Annotated in this window: 11 protein-coding genes; 9 read left to right on the top strand and 2 right to left on the bottom strand. The window is 70.3% G+C overall.

Annotated features, from left to right (window positions below):
• Nucleotides 1–31 precede the first annotated feature (31 nt).
• The 3 genes from ABZX90_RS42205 (at nucleotide 32) to ABZX90_RS42215 (ending at nucleotide 3,700) form a co-directional block, all read left to right on the top strand.
• Nucleotides 32–1,120, top strand: coding sequence for a branched-chain amino acid aminotransferase (locus ABZX90_RS42205; RefSeq protein ID WP_355213547.1), 1,089 nt, complete (start codon nucleotides 32–34; stop codon nucleotides 1,118–1,120).
• Between the two features lie 154 nt (nucleotides 1,121–1,274).
• Nucleotides 1,275–2,345, top strand: coding sequence for a hypothetical protein (locus ABZX90_RS42210; protein WP_351134009.1), 1,071 nt, complete (start codon nucleotides 1,275–1,277; stop codon nucleotides 2,343–2,345).
• 14 nt (nucleotides 2,346–2,359) lie between these two features.
• Nucleotides 2,360–3,700 (top strand): lysine 2,3-aminomutase, encoded by a 1,341-nt coding sequence (locus ABZX90_RS42215; RefSeq protein ID WP_355213548.1) that lies wholly within the window; start codon nucleotides 2,360–2,362, stop codon nucleotides 3,698–3,700.
• Here ABZX90_RS42215 and ABZX90_RS42220 read toward each other — a convergent pair.
• A complete protein-coding gene (locus ABZX90_RS42220; protein ID WP_355213549.1) occupies nucleotides 3,647–5,080 on the bottom strand; it encodes a cytosine permease in 1,434 nt (477 codons plus the stop codon). The genes ABZX90_RS42215 and ABZX90_RS42220 overlap by 54 nt on opposite strands.
• Before the next feature lie 164 nt (nucleotides 5,081–5,244).
• Between ABZX90_RS42220 and ureA the strand changes: the two genes are divergently transcribed.
• The 5 genes from ureA (at nucleotide 5,245) to cimA (ending at nucleotide 11,351) form a co-directional block, all read left to right on the top strand.
• Complete coding sequence (gene ureA, locus ABZX90_RS42225) at nucleotides 5,245–6,015, top strand: urease subunit gamma (RefSeq protein ID WP_355213550.1); 771 nt, start codon at nucleotides 5,245–5,247, stop codon at nucleotides 6,013–6,015.
• On the top strand, nucleotides 6,012–7,688 hold the full coding sequence (locus tag ABZX90_RS42230; RefSeq protein ID WP_355213551.1) for an urease subunit alpha: 1,677 nt from the start codon (nucleotides 6,012–6,014) through the stop codon (nucleotides 7,686–7,688). Before ureA ends, ABZX90_RS42230 begins: the two co-directional genes overlap by 4 nt.
• A gap of 25 nt (nucleotides 7,689–7,713) precedes the next feature.
• A complete protein-coding gene (locus ABZX90_RS42235; RefSeq protein ID WP_355213552.1) occupies nucleotides 7,714–8,751 on the top strand; it encodes an agmatine deiminase family protein in 1,038 nt (345 codons plus the stop codon).
• A gap of 16 nt (nucleotides 8,752–8,767) precedes the next feature.
• The gene (locus ABZX90_RS42240; protein WP_351133996.1) at nucleotides 8,768–9,358 is read left to right on the top strand and encodes a TetR/AcrR family transcriptional regulator; all 591 of its coding nucleotides are present in this window, start codon (nucleotides 8,768–8,770) and stop codon (nucleotides 9,356–9,358) included.
• Nucleotides 9,359–9,746: 388 nt separating this feature from the next.
• Complete coding sequence (gene cimA / locus ABZX90_RS42245) at nucleotides 9,747–11,351, top strand: citramalate synthase (RefSeq protein ID WP_351133993.1); 1,605 nt, start codon at nucleotides 9,747–9,749, stop codon at nucleotides 11,349–11,351.
• Between the two features lie 117 nt (nucleotides 11,352–11,468).
• On the opposite strand, the gene ABZX90_RS42250 is transcribed toward cimA, so the two are convergent.
• Complete coding sequence (locus tag ABZX90_RS42250) at nucleotides 11,469–13,343, bottom strand: ricin-type beta-trefoil lectin domain protein (RefSeq protein WP_355213553.1); 1,875 nt, start codon at nucleotides 13,341–13,343, stop codon at nucleotides 11,469–11,471.
• A 256-nt stretch (nucleotides 13,344–13,599) separates the two neighbouring features.
• Between ABZX90_RS42250 and ABZX90_RS42255 the strand changes: the two genes are divergently transcribed.
• Nucleotides 13,600–16,641, top strand: a complete 3,042-nt coding sequence (locus ABZX90_RS42255) for a glycoside hydrolase family 3 N-terminal domain-containing protein (RefSeq protein ID WP_355213554.1) — start codon at nucleotides 13,600–13,602, stop codon at nucleotides 16,639–16,641.
• Nucleotides 16,642–16,730: the final 89 nt, after the last annotated feature.

A 16,730-nucleotide genomic window follows, 5' to 3' on the forward strand; every position in this document is an offset into this window, starting at 1 on the left:
CACATACAACCGGTGAAGGACAAAACCACTCATGACGCAGCCCACGATCGAGCTCAAGCCCTCCGCCAGTCCGCTCTCCGCCGCCGAGCGCGAGGCGATCCTGGTCAACCCCGGGTTCGGCCGGCACTTCACCGATCACATGGTGACGATCAAGTGGACGGAGGGCCGTGGCTGGCACGACGGCCAGCTCGTTCCGTACGGCCCGCTCTCCCTCGACCCGGCGAACATGACCCTGCACTACGCGCAGGAGATCTTCGAGGGACTCAAGGCCTACCGCCGGCCCGACGGCACCGTCGCCACCTTCCGGCCCGACAAGAACGCCAAGCGCTTCCAGTCCTCCGCCCGCCGGCTCGGCATGCCGGAGCTGCCCGTGGAGACCTTCGTCGAGGCCTGCGACGCGCTGGTCCGCCAGGACCGCGCCTGGGTTCCCGCGCACGGCGGCGAGGAGTCCCTGTACCTGCGCCCCTTCATGATCGCGACCGAGGTCGGCCTGGGTGTGAAGCCCGCCAACGAGTACCTCTTCCTCGTCATCGCCTCGCCCGCCGGCGCCTACTTCGCGGGCGGCGTTCGGCCGGTCTCGATCTGGCTCTCCGAGGACCACGTCCGCGCCGTTCCCGGTGGCATGGGCGACGCGAAGACCGGCGGCAACTACGCCGCCTCGCTGCTCGCCCAGAAGGAGGCCGCCGCCAAGGGCTGCGACCAGGTCTGCTACCTCGACGCGGTCGAGCACAAGTGGGTCGAGGAACTCGGCGGCATGAACCTGTACTTCGTGTACGGCGACCGGATCGTCACCCCGGCCCTCACCGGCTCCATCCTGGAGGGCGTCACCCGCGACTCCCTGTTGACCGTCGCCCGCGACCTCGGCTACACCGCCGAGGAGGGCCGCGTCTCGATCGACCAGTGGCAGACCGACGCCATGAACGGCACCCTCACCGAGGTCTTCGCCTGCGGTACCGCCGCCGTCATCACGCCCGTCGGCACGGTCAAGCGCACCGGCACCGAGTGGCGGCAGTCCGGCGGCGAGCCCGGCAAGGTCACCCTCCGGCTCCGTGAGGCCCTGCTCGACGTCCAGCGCGGCATCACCGAGGACAAGCACGGCTGGATGCACCCGCTGGGCTAGCACGCCGACGCGTGGCCGGTCCCCCTCTTGCCAACCGGTGTGCGGGGACCGGCTGTTCGTTCGACGCGTAGCGCTTCCGCGACACGGGTATCCACAGATTCCACGGGGGGAGCGTGTCCTCCTGTGCGCCCGCACGGTCACGGAGGGAGCGCAGGTGAGCGCAAGGTCGCCGCTGTCACGGCCGCGTTGGCTGGTGCGCACCCTGCGCACCCCACGCCGTCCGCAGAGCCTCACGGTCCTCGCCCTGCTCGCCGCCGTCGCCGCACTGCTGCTCTGGAGCAGCTCGCGGATGGACAACTACGAGGAGAACCTCGCCCTCAACCTCGGCACCGACATCGTCGGCGTCGTCGTCACCGTCTTCGTGATCGGCCCGCTGATCAGCCGCGCCCAGGAGGGCCGGGTCCGCGAGCACACGCGGCTGGACTACGAGTGGTTCAGCGCCCAGGTCTACGGCTCGACCTCGAACGTCAAGGTCCTCGACACCTTCTCCAGCGTCTTCGGCCCGCAGTTCTCCGAGCGTCTGTTCCGGGGTGTCAAAGCGGCCACCGCGCACGGCGCCCGCGTACAGATCCTGCTCCTGGACCCCGACTCCCTGGCGGTCATCCTGCGCGGGCGTGAACTGGGCGAACAGAGCGCCGACATCCGCCGCGACATCATGCGCAATCTGCGGACCCTGGACCGGTTCGCGCTCCGGCTCGACGAGGACAGCCGTCAACTCCTCGAAGTGCGCCTGTGTTCCACGTCCCCCGGTGTGACCCTCTACCGCTGGGACGACCGCTCCCTCGTCTCCTTCCTCACGGTCGGCCGCCTCTCCGGCGAGGGCGTCCAGCTGGAGGTCGCCGTCCATTCCCCGCTCGGCACCTTCGTCGAGCAGCGCTTCGACGAGCTGTGGCAGCAGAGCAAGCCGATGGAGCGGTTCACCCATCTGCCGGTGACCCTGGTCGACGCGACCGACGGGCGGCGGGACTTCAGCTGCCGCTTCGTCCTCGTGGAGGACTGTCTCTATGTCGCCGGGCACGACCTCGTGTCCTACATGGCGCGTCACCGTTTGGACCAACTGTCGGCGCACAGCGAGGCCTTGAGCGCGCCCGGAGCGCACGAACTGGTCGTGGTGGACGACGAAAGTGAGCTGCACGCGCTGCTCATCCAGCACTTCGCGGAGAAGTACGATGCGTCGGCGGCCGCTTTCGTCGAATTACGGCCGCCTGCTCTGGTCACGGAATAGAGGCCCCGGCACTAATGAGTTCAGCGCTCCACCCGGCTCCGTACGCGAGCCCCCGCACCGCGCGCACGAGCTCACGCTTCCGTGCCTTCACGCCCCGTGACCTGGACGGCCTGCTCCAGCGGGTGTCCATGCCGCCCGCCGAGCGACTCGCCCTGCGGGCCGTGGCGGCCGTTCTGCCGTTCCGTACGAACAGTTATGTGATCGACGAGTTGATCGACTGGGCGGCCGTGCCCGACGACCCGATCTTCCGGCTGACGTTCCCGCAGGCCGAGATGCTGCCCGAGCCCGATCTCAAGCAGATGGCGGACCTGCTCGCCGGGCAGGCCCCGAAGGCCGACGTCCTGCGCGCGGCCCACGAGATCCGGATGAAGCTCAACCCGCATCCCTCGGGCCAGCTCGACGCCAACGTCCCCGTGCACGAGGGCCGGCGCCTCACCGGTCTCCAGCACAAGTACCCGGAAACGGTGCTGATCTTCCCGCGCCAGGGCCAGAGCTGCCACGCCTACTGCACGTACTGCTTCCGCTGGCCCCAGTTCGTCGGCGAGTCCGACCTGCGCATCGCCACCGACGACATCGCCACCACGTCCGCCTATCTGCGCGCCCACCCGGAGGTCACCAGCGCGCTCATCACGGGCGGCGACCCGATGGTGATGAGCACCGAGGTGCTGCGCCGGTACGTCGAACCGCTGCTGGAGATCGACACGATCCGCTCGATCCGCATCGGCACCAAGGCGCTGGCCTTCTGGCCGTACCGCTTCCTCACCGACCGCGACGCCGACGAACTGCTGCGGCTGCTGGAGAAGGTGGTGGCGAGCGGCCGTCACCTCGCGCTGATGGCGCACTTCACTCATCCCCAGGAGCTGCGGCCCCCGGCCGTGCGCGCGGCGATGAGCCGGGTGCGCGACACGGGAGCCGTGATCCGCTGCCAGGGGCCGCTGGTCAAGGGGATCAACGACAGCGCCGAGGCGTGGGCCGAGCTGTGGAACGAGACGACCGTGCTGGGGGCGGTGCCGTACTACCAGTTCGTGGAGCGCGACACCGGCCCGCAGGGCTACTTCGGGGTGCCGCTCGCCCGCGGCCATCAGATCTTCCGCGACGCCTACGCCCGGGTGTCCGGTCTCGCGCGGACCGTGCGCGGCCCGGTCATGTCGGCGATGCCGGGCAAGGTCTGCGTGGACGGGACGGCGGAGGTGGCGGGCGAGAAGGTCTTCGCGCTCCATCTCATCCAGGCCCGGGACCCGGACCTGGTGGGGCGGCCGTTCTTCGCCGCCTTCGATGAGCGCGCCACCTGGTTCAGCGACCTAAAGCCCGCTTTCGGCGCGAGCCGGTTCCTGCCCGGCCTCGACCCGGTGTGACGCCCGCTTCGGCGAGAGCGCCAGGTGGACGATGCCGCCGACCAGTCCGGACAGGACGAAGCTGCAGTCCACCCCGCCCGTCAGGGACAGCAGAGGACCCTCGTACGACGGCAGTGACACGGCCAGGAGGCCGACGAAGGCGCCCAGGGCCCAGGCCGCCGTGGCCCGGAGGTTCCAGCCGGCCCGGTACCAGTAGACGCCGCCGCGGGAGCGGCGGTTGAAGACCTGGAGGGCGTCGGGGTCGTAGACGCCGCGGCAGCGGACGAAGCCGATCAGGGTGATGACCGCCCACGGGGTGCCGATCGCCGTCAGGAGCAGCACGAAGGAGGTCATCGCGGACTGGGCGTTCCAGGCGTAGTGGCCGACGAACACGCAGAGCATGGCGACGACGGCGACCGCGCAGGTGGCGCGGGCACGCGAGGTGCGGGGCAGGATCGCGTCGAGGTCGAGGCCCATCGAGTAGAGCATCAGACCGGCGTTGCCCACCGAGCCCGCGGAGGCGGCCAGCAGCAGCGGGACCAGGTACCAGGCGGGGGAGGCGGACACCAGCGGGCCCGCGTAGTCGAGGGCCGCGTGGGCCGCGTACGCCGTGAAGGTGCCGAAGAGCTGGGGGACCAGCAGACCGGCGATCAGACCTAGCCAGGTGGCGTGCAGGACCGTACGGGAGGAATGGCGGGCGGGGGAGATGTAGCGCGTGTAGTCGCCGAGCAGCGTGATGAAGGCGATCGGGCCGGACAGACCGGCCGCCACCGCCGCCAGCAGCCAGGTGGGCCAGAACGAGCCGAGCAGATAGCCGCCGGTCTCCGGGATCGCCGCGGTGGTGAAGTGCGGGGCGTACGCGATCACGCCGACCACCAGCAGGGCCGTCATGAAGATCGCGAGGGCGCGGGACATGGCGAGCAGCACGCGGTAGCCGTAGACGGCGCCCGCGACGGTGGCCGCGGCCAGCACCGTGTACACGACGGCGTACGCCGGTCCGCTCGCCTCCAGGCCGAACAGGCGGCCGAGGACGCCCACCATCACATCGCCGCCGATCCACACGGTCAGCGCGGTGTAGCCGAGCGCGAGCAGCAGACCGACGACCGAGCCGACCAGCCGTCCGCGTACGCCGAACTGCGCGCCGGAGGAAGTGGAGAGGTTCGTGCCGGTCCGCAGCGAGACCAGGGCCAGCGGCGCGGTGAGCGCGGTGCCGACGACCGTGCCTGCCACGATCGCGCTGACCGAGGACCACCAGTCGAGTCCGAAGGAGGGCGGCAGCCAGCCGAAGATGATCACCCCGAGGCAGAGGTTCGAGCCGAGCAGGATCGACACCAGGTCGCGCGGTCCGCTGGTGCGCTCCTCGTCGGGGATGGTGTCGACTCCGCGCTGTTCTATCGGCATGGCTGGTCTCCTTTGACGGCCGCCTGGAGTGGTGCGGGAAGCACCAAGAGTTAGAGCGACGCTCAATGTGGCGTCTTCAACGCTTGCCCGTCAATGTTTCCCTTCCATGAATCCGACGTTTAGAGTGATGCTCTAACTGGAGGAAGGCAAGGAGGTGTCGTGGCGTGAGACTCACCCCCACGGAGCGTGACCGACTGCTGCTGTTCTCGGCCGCCGAGCTGGCCCGGGCCCGCAAGGCGCGCGGACTGCGCCTCAACGTGCCGGAGGCGACCGCCCTGATCGCGGACACCGTCTGCGAGGCCGCCCGCGACGGCGGGCGGCTGGCCGAGGCCATCGAGGCGGCCCGGTCCGTCCTCGGCCCCGACGACGTCCTGCCCGGCGTCGCGGACATCGTCACCGAGGTGCACGTCGAGGCCGTCTTCGACGACGGCTCCCGGCTCGCGGTCGTCTCCGACCCCATCGGCGGCGGACTCGGCGACCGCGCCCCGGGCGCACTGCTGCCGGGGGCCGCGCACACCGAGCCCGCCGCGGTCCTGCGGCTGACGGTCACCAACACCGCGACCGTGCCCGTCTCCGTCACCTCCCACTTCCACTTCTTCGAGGCCAACCCGCGGCTCGACTTCGATCGCGCGGCCGCCTACGGGATGCGGCTCGCCGTGCCCGCGGGGTCCTCCGTCCGCTTCGGCCCCGGCGAGAGCGCCGAGGTCGGATTCGTGCCGATCGGGGGCGAGCGGATCGCGATCGGCTTCGCCGGTCTGGTCGACGGACCCCTGGACGCGCCCGGAGCCAGGGAAGAGGCCCTGCGCAGGGCCGCCGCCTGCGGATACCTCGGAGCTGATGGAGCCGGCGGACACCCCGGAGCCGAAGGCGTCGGCGGACACCTCGACGTCGAAGGTGCCGGCGGACACCCCGGAGCCGAAGGAACGGGCCGATGAGCATCGATCCCCACGCCTACGCCGCCACCCACGGGCCCCGGGCCGGTGACCGGGTCCGGCTCGGCGACTCCGGGCTGACCATCCGGGTCGAGTCCGACGCCCAGCTCCACGGCGACGAGTTCCTCGCCGGATTCGGCAAGACCGCCCGCGACGGACTGCACCTCAAGGCCGCCGCCGTCCGGGACACCTGCGACGTCGTCATCAGCAACGTGGTGGTGATCGACGCGGTCCAGGGCATCCGGAAGGTGTCCATCGGCATCCGCGAGGGCCGCATCTGCTCGATCGGGCGGGCCGGCAACCCCGACACCCTCGACGGCGTCGACGTCGTGGTCGGCACCGGCACGTCCATCGTCTCCGGCGAGGGCCTCATCGCCACCGCCGGAGCCGTCGACACCCACGTCCACCTGCTCTCGCCGCGCATCATGGAAGCCTCGCTGGCCTCCGGCGTGACGACGATCATCGGCCAGGAGTTCGGGCCGGTGTGGGGCGTCGGCGTCAACTCGCCCTGGGCGCTGCGGCACGCCTTCGGTGCCTTCGACGCCTGGCCGGTCAACATCGGCTTCCTGGGCCGGGGTTCGTCCTCCGACGGCGCACCGCTGATCGAGGCGCTGGCCGAGGGCGGCGCGAGCGGCTTCAAGGTCCACGAGGACATGGGCGCCCACACCCGCGCGCTCGACACCGCGCTGCGCGTCGCCGAGGAGCACGACGTCCAAGTGGCCCTGCACAGCGACGGGTTGAACGAGTGCCTGTCGGTCGAGGACACCCTGGCGGTGCTCGAAGGACGCACCATCCACGCCTTCCACATCGAGGGCTGCGGCGGCGGCCATGTGCCCAACGTCCTGAAGATGGCGGGCGTCCCGAACGTCATCGGCTCGTCCACCAACCCGACCCTGCCCTTCGGCCGGGACGCGGTCGCCGAGCACTACGGCATGATCGTCTCCGTCCACGACCTGAAGACCGACCTGCCCGGCGACGCCGCCATGGCCCGCGACCGCATCCGCGCCGGGACCATGGGCGCCGAGGACGTGCTGCACGACCTGGGCGCCATCGGCATCACCTCCTCGGACGCCCAGGGCATGGGCCGGGCCGGCGAGACCGTGCGCCGCACCTTCGCCATGGCCGGGAAGATGAAGGCCCAGTTCGGAGCGCCCGAGGACCACGACAACGAACGCGTCCTGCGCTACATGGCCAAGCTCACCATCAACCCGGCCATCGCCCACGGCCTCGCCCACGAGGTCGGCTCCATCGAGGTGGGCAAGCTCGCCGACATCGTGCTGTGGCGCCCCGAGTACTTCGGCGCCAAGCCCCAGCTCGTCCTGAAGTCCGGTTTCCCGGCCTACGGAGTCGTCGGCGACCCCAATGCCGCCACCGACACCTGCGAACCCCTGGTCCTCGGGCCGCAGTTCGGGGCGCACGGCGCGACCCCCGCCGAGATCTCGGTGGCCTTCGTCGCACAGGCGGCGCTGGACCAGGGCAACGACACCATGCCGACCCGCCGTCGCCGCGTGGCGGTTCGCGGCACCCGTGGCATCGGACCCGCCGACCTGCGCCTCAACTCCCGTACCGGAGAGGTCGACGTCGACCAGCGCAGCGGCCTGGTCACCCTCGACGGCGACCCGCTGCGCTCCGAGCCCGCCGACTCGGTCTCCCTCAACCGTCTGTATTTCCTGTAATCGACACAGCCTCTAAGGATCACCCATGTCTGCTGCCGCCGAAGGATTCCGTATGCCTGCCGAGTGGACCCCGCACGAGCGCACCTGGATGGCGTGGCCGGGCCCCAACCCCACCTTCGACAACCCGGACGACCTCGCCGCGTCGCGCGCGGCCTGGGCGACCGTGGCCCGCGCGGTCCGCCGCTTCGAACCGGTCACCGTGGTGTGCGGTCCCGGCCAGTCCGCAGCGGCCGCCGCACTCCTCGGCCCCGGCATCGACACCGTCGAGCGGGAACTCGACGACGCCTGGATGCGCGACAGCGGCCCCACCTTCCTCACCGACGGGCACGGCGGACTCGCCGCCGTGGACTGGACGTTCAACGGCTGGGGCGCCCAGGACTGGGCCCGCTGGGAGCACGACGCGAAGATGGGCGCCGAGGTCGCGGACCTCGCGGGAGCCAAGAGGTACGCCTCGCGGCTGGTCAACGAGGGCGGCGCGATCCACGTCGACGGCGAGGGCACCGTGCTGCTCACCGAGACCGTCCAGCTCGGACCGGAGCGCAACCCCGGCTGGACCCGCGAGCAGGTCGAGGCGGAGATCCACGCCCAGCTCGGCACCCGGAAGGCGATCTGGCTGCCGCGCGGCCTGACCGGCGACTACCCCCCGTACGGCTTCGGCACCCTCGGCCACGTCGACATCGTCGCCGCCTTCGCCCGCCCCGGCGTGATCGTCGCGCACTCCCAGCAGGACCCGGCGCACCCCGACCACGAGGTGAGCCAGGAGGTCGTCGGGCTGCTCAGGGCGCAGACCGACGCGCGCGGCCGCCGGATCGAGGTCGTCGAGGTCCCCGCCCCGACGGTCCTGGAGGCCGACGGCCACTGGGCCGACTACTCCTACATCAACCACTACCTCTGCAACGGCGGCGTCGTCCTCTGCGGCTTCGACGACCCGCGCGACGAGATCGCGGCGGGCATCTTCCGCCGGCTCTTCCCCGAACGGACCGTGACGCTGGTGGACGCACGTACGATCTTCGCGGGCGGCGGTGGCATCCACTGCGTCACCCAGCAGCAGCCGAAGGTCTGAAAAACGGGAGTCACGGATGGCCGGTGCGCGAAAGAACGCGCCACCGCGCGAGGAGGTCCTCGCCGTCGCCATGGAGATGATCGCCGAGCGCGGTCTGGAGAAGCTCACCATGGCGGCACTCGGCCGTGAGGTCGGCATGAGCAGCGGGCACCTCCTCTACTACTTCCGCTCCAAGGACGAGCTGCTGCTGCGCACCCTGGAGTGGAGCGAGGGCCGCCTCGGCGTCGAGCGCGGCCGGCTGCTCGCCGCCCGCGGAACCGCCCGCGAGCGCCTCGACGCCTATGTCGACCTGTACGTCCCCGACGGGCACCGCGACCCGCACTGGACGCTCTGGCTGGAGGTCTGGAACCATTCCCAGAACGCGGACGACGACGCCCGCGAACGGCAGGTCGCCATCGAGGGCGCCTGGCACCGGGACCTCGTTGCGCTGCTCGCCGAGGGCGTCTCGCGCGGCGAGTTCCGCGCCGTCGACCCGGACCGTTTCGCCGCCCGGCTGCGCGCCCTGCTCGACGGCTTCTCCATCCATGTGGCGATCGGGCTGCGCGGCACCGACCGTGGCCGGATCCTGTCCCACGTACGGGAGTTCCTCGACGAGGCACTGGGCTGAACGGCGTCCGCAGGCCACCGCCGCCGACGGCACCCCGCGGGCACGGCCTGCTGACCGAGTTCCTCGTACGTCCGTGCTGATGACGTAGCCCAGTGCTCGCATCCTGAGACACCCCGTGAGCACGGGGCGGTATGTGCCAGACTGCCCCCGTGCTCTCGTTCGCCACGATTATTGGCAGCAGGCGCGCCGGTCCGCAGTGACCGCCACGTACGACCAGGTACGGGCGGACACCGTCGTTCTCGACCCGCGCGCAGACCTCTCGCACCCGCGAGGGGTTTTTCGCATTTCTGGCCCACCTTCAGCCGGGAGCGCAGCGCGAGGGATCATTGGGGGACGGTGGAGCCGGTCATTCCGGTAGACCGAGATTCAATACAGGAGCCTTGAGACCATGACGGAAACCAGCGCACTCGACGATGCTTTCCACGTCTTCGACACGACGCTGCGCGACGGCGCGCAGCGCGAGGGCATCAACCTCACCGTGGCGGACAAGCTGGCCATCACGCGGCACCTGGACGACTTCGGGGTTGGCTTCATCGAGGGCGGGTGGCCCGGCGCCAACCCGCGCGACACCGAGTTCTTCGCCCGCGCCCAGCAGGAGATCGACTTCAAGCACGCCCAGCTCGTGGCCTTCGGAGCGACCCGCCGGGCCGGTGCCAAGGCCTCGGAGGACCCGCAGGTCAAGGCACTCCTGGACTCGGGGGCCGCGGTGATCACCCTGGTCGCCAAGTCCCACGACCGGCACGTCGAGCTCGCTCTGCGCACCACGCTCGACGAGAACCTGGAGATGGTCCGCGACACCGTCTCCTATCTGCGTTCCCAGGGCCGCCGCGTCTTCGTCGACTGCGAGCACTTCTTCGACGGCTACCGCGCGAACCCGGGGTACGCCAAGGCGGTCGTCACTGCCGCCGCGGAGGCCGGCGCCGACGTCGTGGTCCTGTGCGACACCAACGGCGGGATGCTCCCGGCGCAGGTCCAGGCCGTGGTCGCCACCGTCCTCGCGGACACGGGCGCCCGGCTCGGAATCCACGCCCAGGACGACACCGGCTGCGCCGTCGCCAACACCCTGGCGGCCGTCGACGCGGGCGCCACCCACGTCCAGTGCACGGCCAACGGCTACGGCGAGCGGGTCGGCAACTCCAACCTGTTCCCCGTCGTCGCCGCCCTGGAGCTGAAGTACGGCAAGAAGGTGCTCCCCGAAGGCGCGCTGCGGGAGATGACCAGGATCTCGCACGCGATCGCGGAGGTCGTCAACCTCACGCCCTCCACCCATCAGCCGTACGTGGGAGTGTCGGCGTTCGCCCACAAGGCGGGCCTGCACGCCTCCGCGATCAAGGTCGACCCGGACCTGTACCAGCACATCGACCCCGAGCAGGTCGGCAACACCATGCGGATGCTGGTCTCCGACATGGCGGGCCGGGCCTCGATCGAGCTGAAGGGCAAGGAACTCGGCGTCGACATCAGCGACGACCGCGAACTGGTCGGCCGTGTCGTCGAGCGGGTCAAGGAGCGCGAGCTCAAGGGCTACACGTACGAGGCCGCCGACGCGAGCTTTGAACTCCTGCTGCGCGCCGAGGCCGAGGGCAAGGCCCGTACGTACTTCGAGGTCGAGTCCTGGCGGGCCATCGTCGAGGACCGCCCCGACGGCAGCCACGCCAACGAGGCCACGGTCAAGCTCTTCGCCAAGGGCGAGCGCATCGTCGCCACCGCCGAGGGCAACGGCCCGGTCAACGCCCTCGACCGCGCCCTGCGCGTAGCCCTGGAGACGATCTACCCCCAGCTCGCCAAGCTGGAGCTGGTCGACTACAAGGTCCGCATCCTGGAGGGCAAGCACGGCACGTCCTCCACCACCCGCGTCCTCATCTCCACCTCCGACGGCACGGGGGAGTGGTCCACGGTCGGCGTGGCGGAGAACGTCATCGCCGCGTCCTGGCAGGCACTGGAGGACGCGTACACCTACGGGCTGCTGCGGGCCGGGGTGGAACCCGCCGCGTAATCGTCCCGGACGCCGGAGGGGGCCGACCGGGCCGACGGTGAACGCCGGAGGGGCGGGGAAGCAAGCCCCTCCGGCGTTCACCGTCTTCCGGCCCCTCCGGAGTGCCGGGGCGGGTGGCTACTGCAGATGCCACTTCTGATTGGCGGCCCCCGTGCACGACCAGATCTGTGCCCGCGCCCCGTTCGCCGACGAGTTGCCGGTCGCGTCGAGGCACTTGTTCGCCGCGGTGTTGACCACGTCACCCGTCGAGGAGTTGTACGACCACCGCTGTGCGCCCGACCCGTTGCAGTCGTAGAGCTGCACCTTCGCGCCATCGGCCGTCGACCCCGACGTGACGTCGAGGCACTTCCCGAGCGAGCGCACCGATCCGTCGGCCTGCACCGTCCAGGCCTGCGCGGCCGACCCGTTGCAGTCGTAGAGCTGCACCGCCGTGCCGTTGGCGCTCGAACCGCCCGCCACATCCAGGCACTTGCCGGCCAGCCCGACGAACGCCCCCGACTGGCTGCCGCCGCCCGACTGCGTCCCGGACCACGTGAACGTCGCCGACGTCTTGCCCGGCAGTGAGTAGGTCGCGTGCTGCGCACCCCAGTTGATGGTGACGGACTTCGCGGCCGAGCCGTCGTTGTAGGCGATCAGCGCCTTCGATCCGTCCGGGTTGCGCCAGGCGACGTTCGGGACGGCCGACGACGCCGTGGAGGCGATGCGCTGCGCGCCGGGCCGGACGAACTTCGTCAGATGGCCCATCGTGTAGTACTCGACCGTGTAGTCGACGGTCCCGCTCGCCCCGTCCCCGTTGTGCACGGTGATGAGCCCGGAGCAGGTGCCGCAGCCGCCGTTGTGCGGACCCCGGTTCTGGTCCACGGCGAGCGACCACTTGGTCACCGACTTCGCCCAGTTCCGGGTGTAGTCGACGATGTTGAGCATGTCCTCGCGCTGCTGGTTGGCGATCCAGGTGCCGCCGGAGTGCTCGGTTCCGAAGGCGTCCAGGCCCGGGTACTGGTTGTGCACGCTCGTCTGCTTGGCGATGTCGCCGCCGTACCCGTGCCAGGCGATCCCGCTGAAGTTCGGATGCGAGCGGACCGCCGCGTCGTCGACGGTCTGCGCGGCGTACGAGTCGTACACGTCCCAGTTCCAGTCGTGGGCGAGCACCTTGGTGGACAGCCCGGCCGTCTGGAGCTTGGGCAGCAGCTCGCTCTTGGTGAAGTAGGCCAGCCCCGAGGCGTTCCAGCTCATCGACGGATAGCCCGAGCAGCAGGTCGGCTCGTTCTGGACGGTGACGTACGAGACGGGGACGTTCTGATCCCGGTACGCCTGAAGGTACTTCACGAAGTACGAGGCGTACGCGCCGTAGTCCTCGGACTTCAGCCAGCCGCCGTTGAGCTGCCCGCTGTCCTTCATCCAGGCGGGTGCCGTCCAGGGCGAGGCCATCACCGTCAGGGAGGGGTTGAGCTGGAGCGCCTGCTTGGTCAGCGGTACCACGTCGGCCAGGTCGTGCGCGATGGAGAACTGCGCCAGATTCGGGTCGCTCTGCCCGGCGGGCACGTCGTCGTAGGTGTAGCCGTAGCGCGCGAGGTCCGAGGCGCCCATCGGGTTGCGCAGGAACGACAGCCCGATCCCGTCCGTCGGCGAGAACAGCTTGCGCATCGTCGCGTCACGCGTGCTCTGCGACAGCGCGCCGCTGCTGTTCATCAGCCAGGCCGCGGTGTCGGTGAAGGAGGCGCCCCCGCCGGTGAAGGTCTGGTACCGGGTGTTCTCGTCGACGGTGATGTTCTCGCCGCTGCCGCCGCTGCCCGACTGGAAGGCGAACGGCGCCTGGGCCTGGAGCCCGCGGACGACATGGCGTCCGCCGTCGTCGTCCGTCGTCGTCAGATAGGCGGTGAGCTGTTCGCCCGCGGCGTGCGCGGGCGCGGCCGCCGTGAATCCCGCGGTGGTGAGCAGCCCGGCGACGATCAACCGGACCGCCCGAGTGGATCTCCTGGTGGATCTCCTCATGGAGCGCCGCCCTTCTGGAGGTGGGGGTGGGGAGGCGTGCGAGGCGTGAGTAAATGACGGCTGCGAACCCACGTCAAGGGGTTGCGCGTTCACAATCTGAAGGAACAACTTCCCTGTTCCGGCCGCGACTTGGGTGTGTACCGGTTCTGACGTGAAGTCTTGACGGGTTGCCGGGGCCCCAGTTAACTCACGCCGTGATCTAAGTCGTAAGACGAAATATGTCGTCAGAGCAACGTGAGAGTCGAGGGGGGACCCCATGAGCAGGCTCGATCGGAATTCCGTACGAAGAACCGCTCTGCTGGCCGGTGCCGCACTGATCGCCGGACTGCTTCCGCTCGCATCGGCGGGAACGGCGGTGGCCGACGATCCCGCACCCGTCCCGGTGGACCGCTTCGAGGGGGAGGTGCCCTTCGCGAGCCAGCCCGCCGACGGCATCTTCACCTGGGGCAGCGACAGCGACGATCCGCCCGAACTCGCCCTGACCGAACGGTCCGACGCGCCCGAGGGCGCCAAAGTCCTCACCGGCGACTACGACATCAGCGGTTACGGCGGGTTCACCCACGACTTCGCCGCGGGTGAGCCGGCCCACGACTGGTCCGCGCACAAGGGCATCCGCTTCTGGTGGGACGGCCGCGCCAACGGCAAGAAGATCGCTTTCGAGATCAAGGACGGCGGCGCCAACGGCGAGGCCTCCGAGCTGTGGACGACTTCCTTCACCGACGACTTCACCGGCTGGAAACAGATCGAGATCCCCTTCACCGACTTCACCTATCGCACGGACTATCAGCCGGTCGGCGGTATCGACCAGGTCCTCGGCCTGACGCAGATGTGGGGCTACGCCGTGACGCTCCCGGTCGGCGTCCAGGGGCGGTTCGCCCTGGACGACGTCGAGTTGTACGGCCGTGCCGACCAGTCCCTGCGCGCCTCCGTCACCACCGACGCCGCCGTCCACCCGGTGAAGGAGGGGGGCACAGCCGCGGTGAAGGTCTCCGTGGCCACCACCGGCGCCGCCCCGATCGACGAGCCCGTGACCGTCGCCTACGAGAGCACGGGAGGCACCGCCGAGCCGGGCAAGGACTACACCCCGGTCAAGGGCGAGGTCACCTTCCCGGCGGGCACGACCTCCGGTACGAGCCGCACCATCAAGATCGCGACCCTGCGCGACCGGTCCGCCGAAGCGGCCGAGACGATCCCGCTCAAGCTCACGGTGACGGGCGCCAAGGCCCCCGCCGAGACCCCGCAGGTCGTCATCGACGCCCACGGACTCCCGTACCTGGACCCGAAACTGCCCGTGAAGAAGCGGGTCGCCGACCTCGTCTCCCGGATGTCCCTGGCGGAGAAGGCCGGGCAGATGACCCAGGCCGAGCGCGGCGCCATCGGCACGGGCGGTGACATCGCCTCCTACGACCTCGGCTCGCTCCTCTCCGGCGGCGGCTCCACGCCGACGCCCAACACCGCCGCGGCCTGGGCGAAGATGATCGACGGCTACCAGCTCCGGACGCAGGCCACCCGCCTCCAGATCCCGCTGATCTACGGCGTGGACGCGGTGCACGGCCACAACAACCTCGCCGGCGCGACCCTCATGCCCCACAACATCGGCATCGGCGCCACCCGCGACCCCCGACTGGCGGAGCGGACGGGCGCGGTGACCGCGTCCGAGGTCCGCGCCACCGGCATCCCCTGGGACTTCGCCCCCTGCCTGTGCGTGACCCGCGACGAACGCTGGGGCCGCTCCTACGAGTCCTTCGGCGAGGACCCGGCGCTCGTCAAGTCCATGGAGACGGTCATCCAGGGCCTCCAGGGCGCCCGTGACGGCAAGGACCTGAAGGACGACGACAAGGTCCTCGCCACCGCCAAGCACTTCGTCGGCGACGGCGGCACCGGGTACGGAACGTCCACGACGGGCTCGTACACCATCGACCAGGGCGTCACCAAGGTCACCCGGCAGCAGCTGGAGGCCGTGCATCTGGCCCCGTACCAGACGGCCGTCGACCGGGGTATCGGCTCGGTCATGCCGTCGTACTCCTCGCTCGACATCGTCGGCGACGGCCAGGGCCCGGTGAAGATGCACGCCCGCGCCGACATGATCAACGGCGTGCTCAAGGGCCGGATGGGCTTCGACGGCTTCGTGATCAGTGACTGGAACGCCATCGACCAGCTCCCCGGCGACTACGCCTCCCACGTCCGCACCTCGGTCAACGCGGGCGTCGACATGATGATGGTGCCGTACTCGTACAAGGACTTCCGTACGACCCTCATGGACGAGGCGAGCGCCGGCCGCGTCAGCGGGCAGCGGATCGACGACGCCGTGTCGCGCATCCTGACCCAGAAGTTCGAGCTGGGCCTCTTCGAGAAGCCGTACGCGGACACGAGCGGCGCTTCGGAGATCGGCTCGGCAGCGCACCGGGCCGTGGCCCGTCAGGCGGCGGCCGAGTCGCAGGTCCTGCTGAAGAACGCGGACGGCGTCCTGCCGCTGAAGAAGTCGCAGAAGGTGTACGTCGCCGGTTCGAACGCCGATGACCTCGGCAACCAGACCGGTGGCTGGACCATCACCTGGCAGGGTGCGTCGGGCAGCCACACCGACGGCACGACGATCCTCCAGGGCATGCGGAAGGCAGGCGGTGACGTCACGTACTCCCAGGACGCCTCCGCCCCGACCGGCGGGTACGACGTCGGTGTGGTCGTCGTCGGCGAGACCCCTTACGCGGAGGGAGTCGGCGATGTGGGCAACGGCAACGACCTGGAGCTGACCGCGGCCGACAAGGCCGCCGTCGACAAGGTCTGCGCGGCCATGAAGTGCGCGGTGCTGGTCGTCTCGGGCCGTCCCCAGCTCATCGGCGACCGCCTCGGCGCCGTCGACGCCCTCGTGGCCTCCTGGCTGCCGGGCACGGAGGGCGACGGCGTCGCGGACGTCTTGTACGGCAGGCGCGCCTTCACCGGGCAGCTCCCCGTCACCTGGCCCAAGGCGGAGTCCCAGCTGCCGATCAACGTCGGTGACGCGTCCTACGACCCGCAGTTCCCGTACGGATGGGGTCTGACGACGCTCACGAAGGCACCGGGCGGTGGCACCGCCACCCTCCGGACGCTCGCCCTGGTGGCCTCGGCTGCGGAGCGGTCCGGCGCCGACGAGGTGGCCCGCACGGCCGTGACGAAGGCCCGTCTGCTCGTCCAGCAGAAGATCGGTTCGTCGGTCACCGCGGCGTCCGCGAAGCCCTTCGCGGACGCGGACCATCTCCTGCTGACCGGCCACTACGCGCAGGCGGTGGCCCGGCTGACGGAGGCGTACCGAGCCGCGTGAGCGGAGACGAGGACCGGAACGCGCTAGGAGCGCCTCGCCGCGCTTGAGGCCGAGTGCGCACGACTGGTCCCGCTCGGCGCTGTACACGT

Source organism: Streptomyces sp. NPDC002935, assembly GCF_040611295.1.
In the GTDB taxonomy this organism is placed as follows: Bacteria; Actinomycetota; Actinomycetes; order Streptomycetales; family Streptomycetaceae; genus Streptomyces.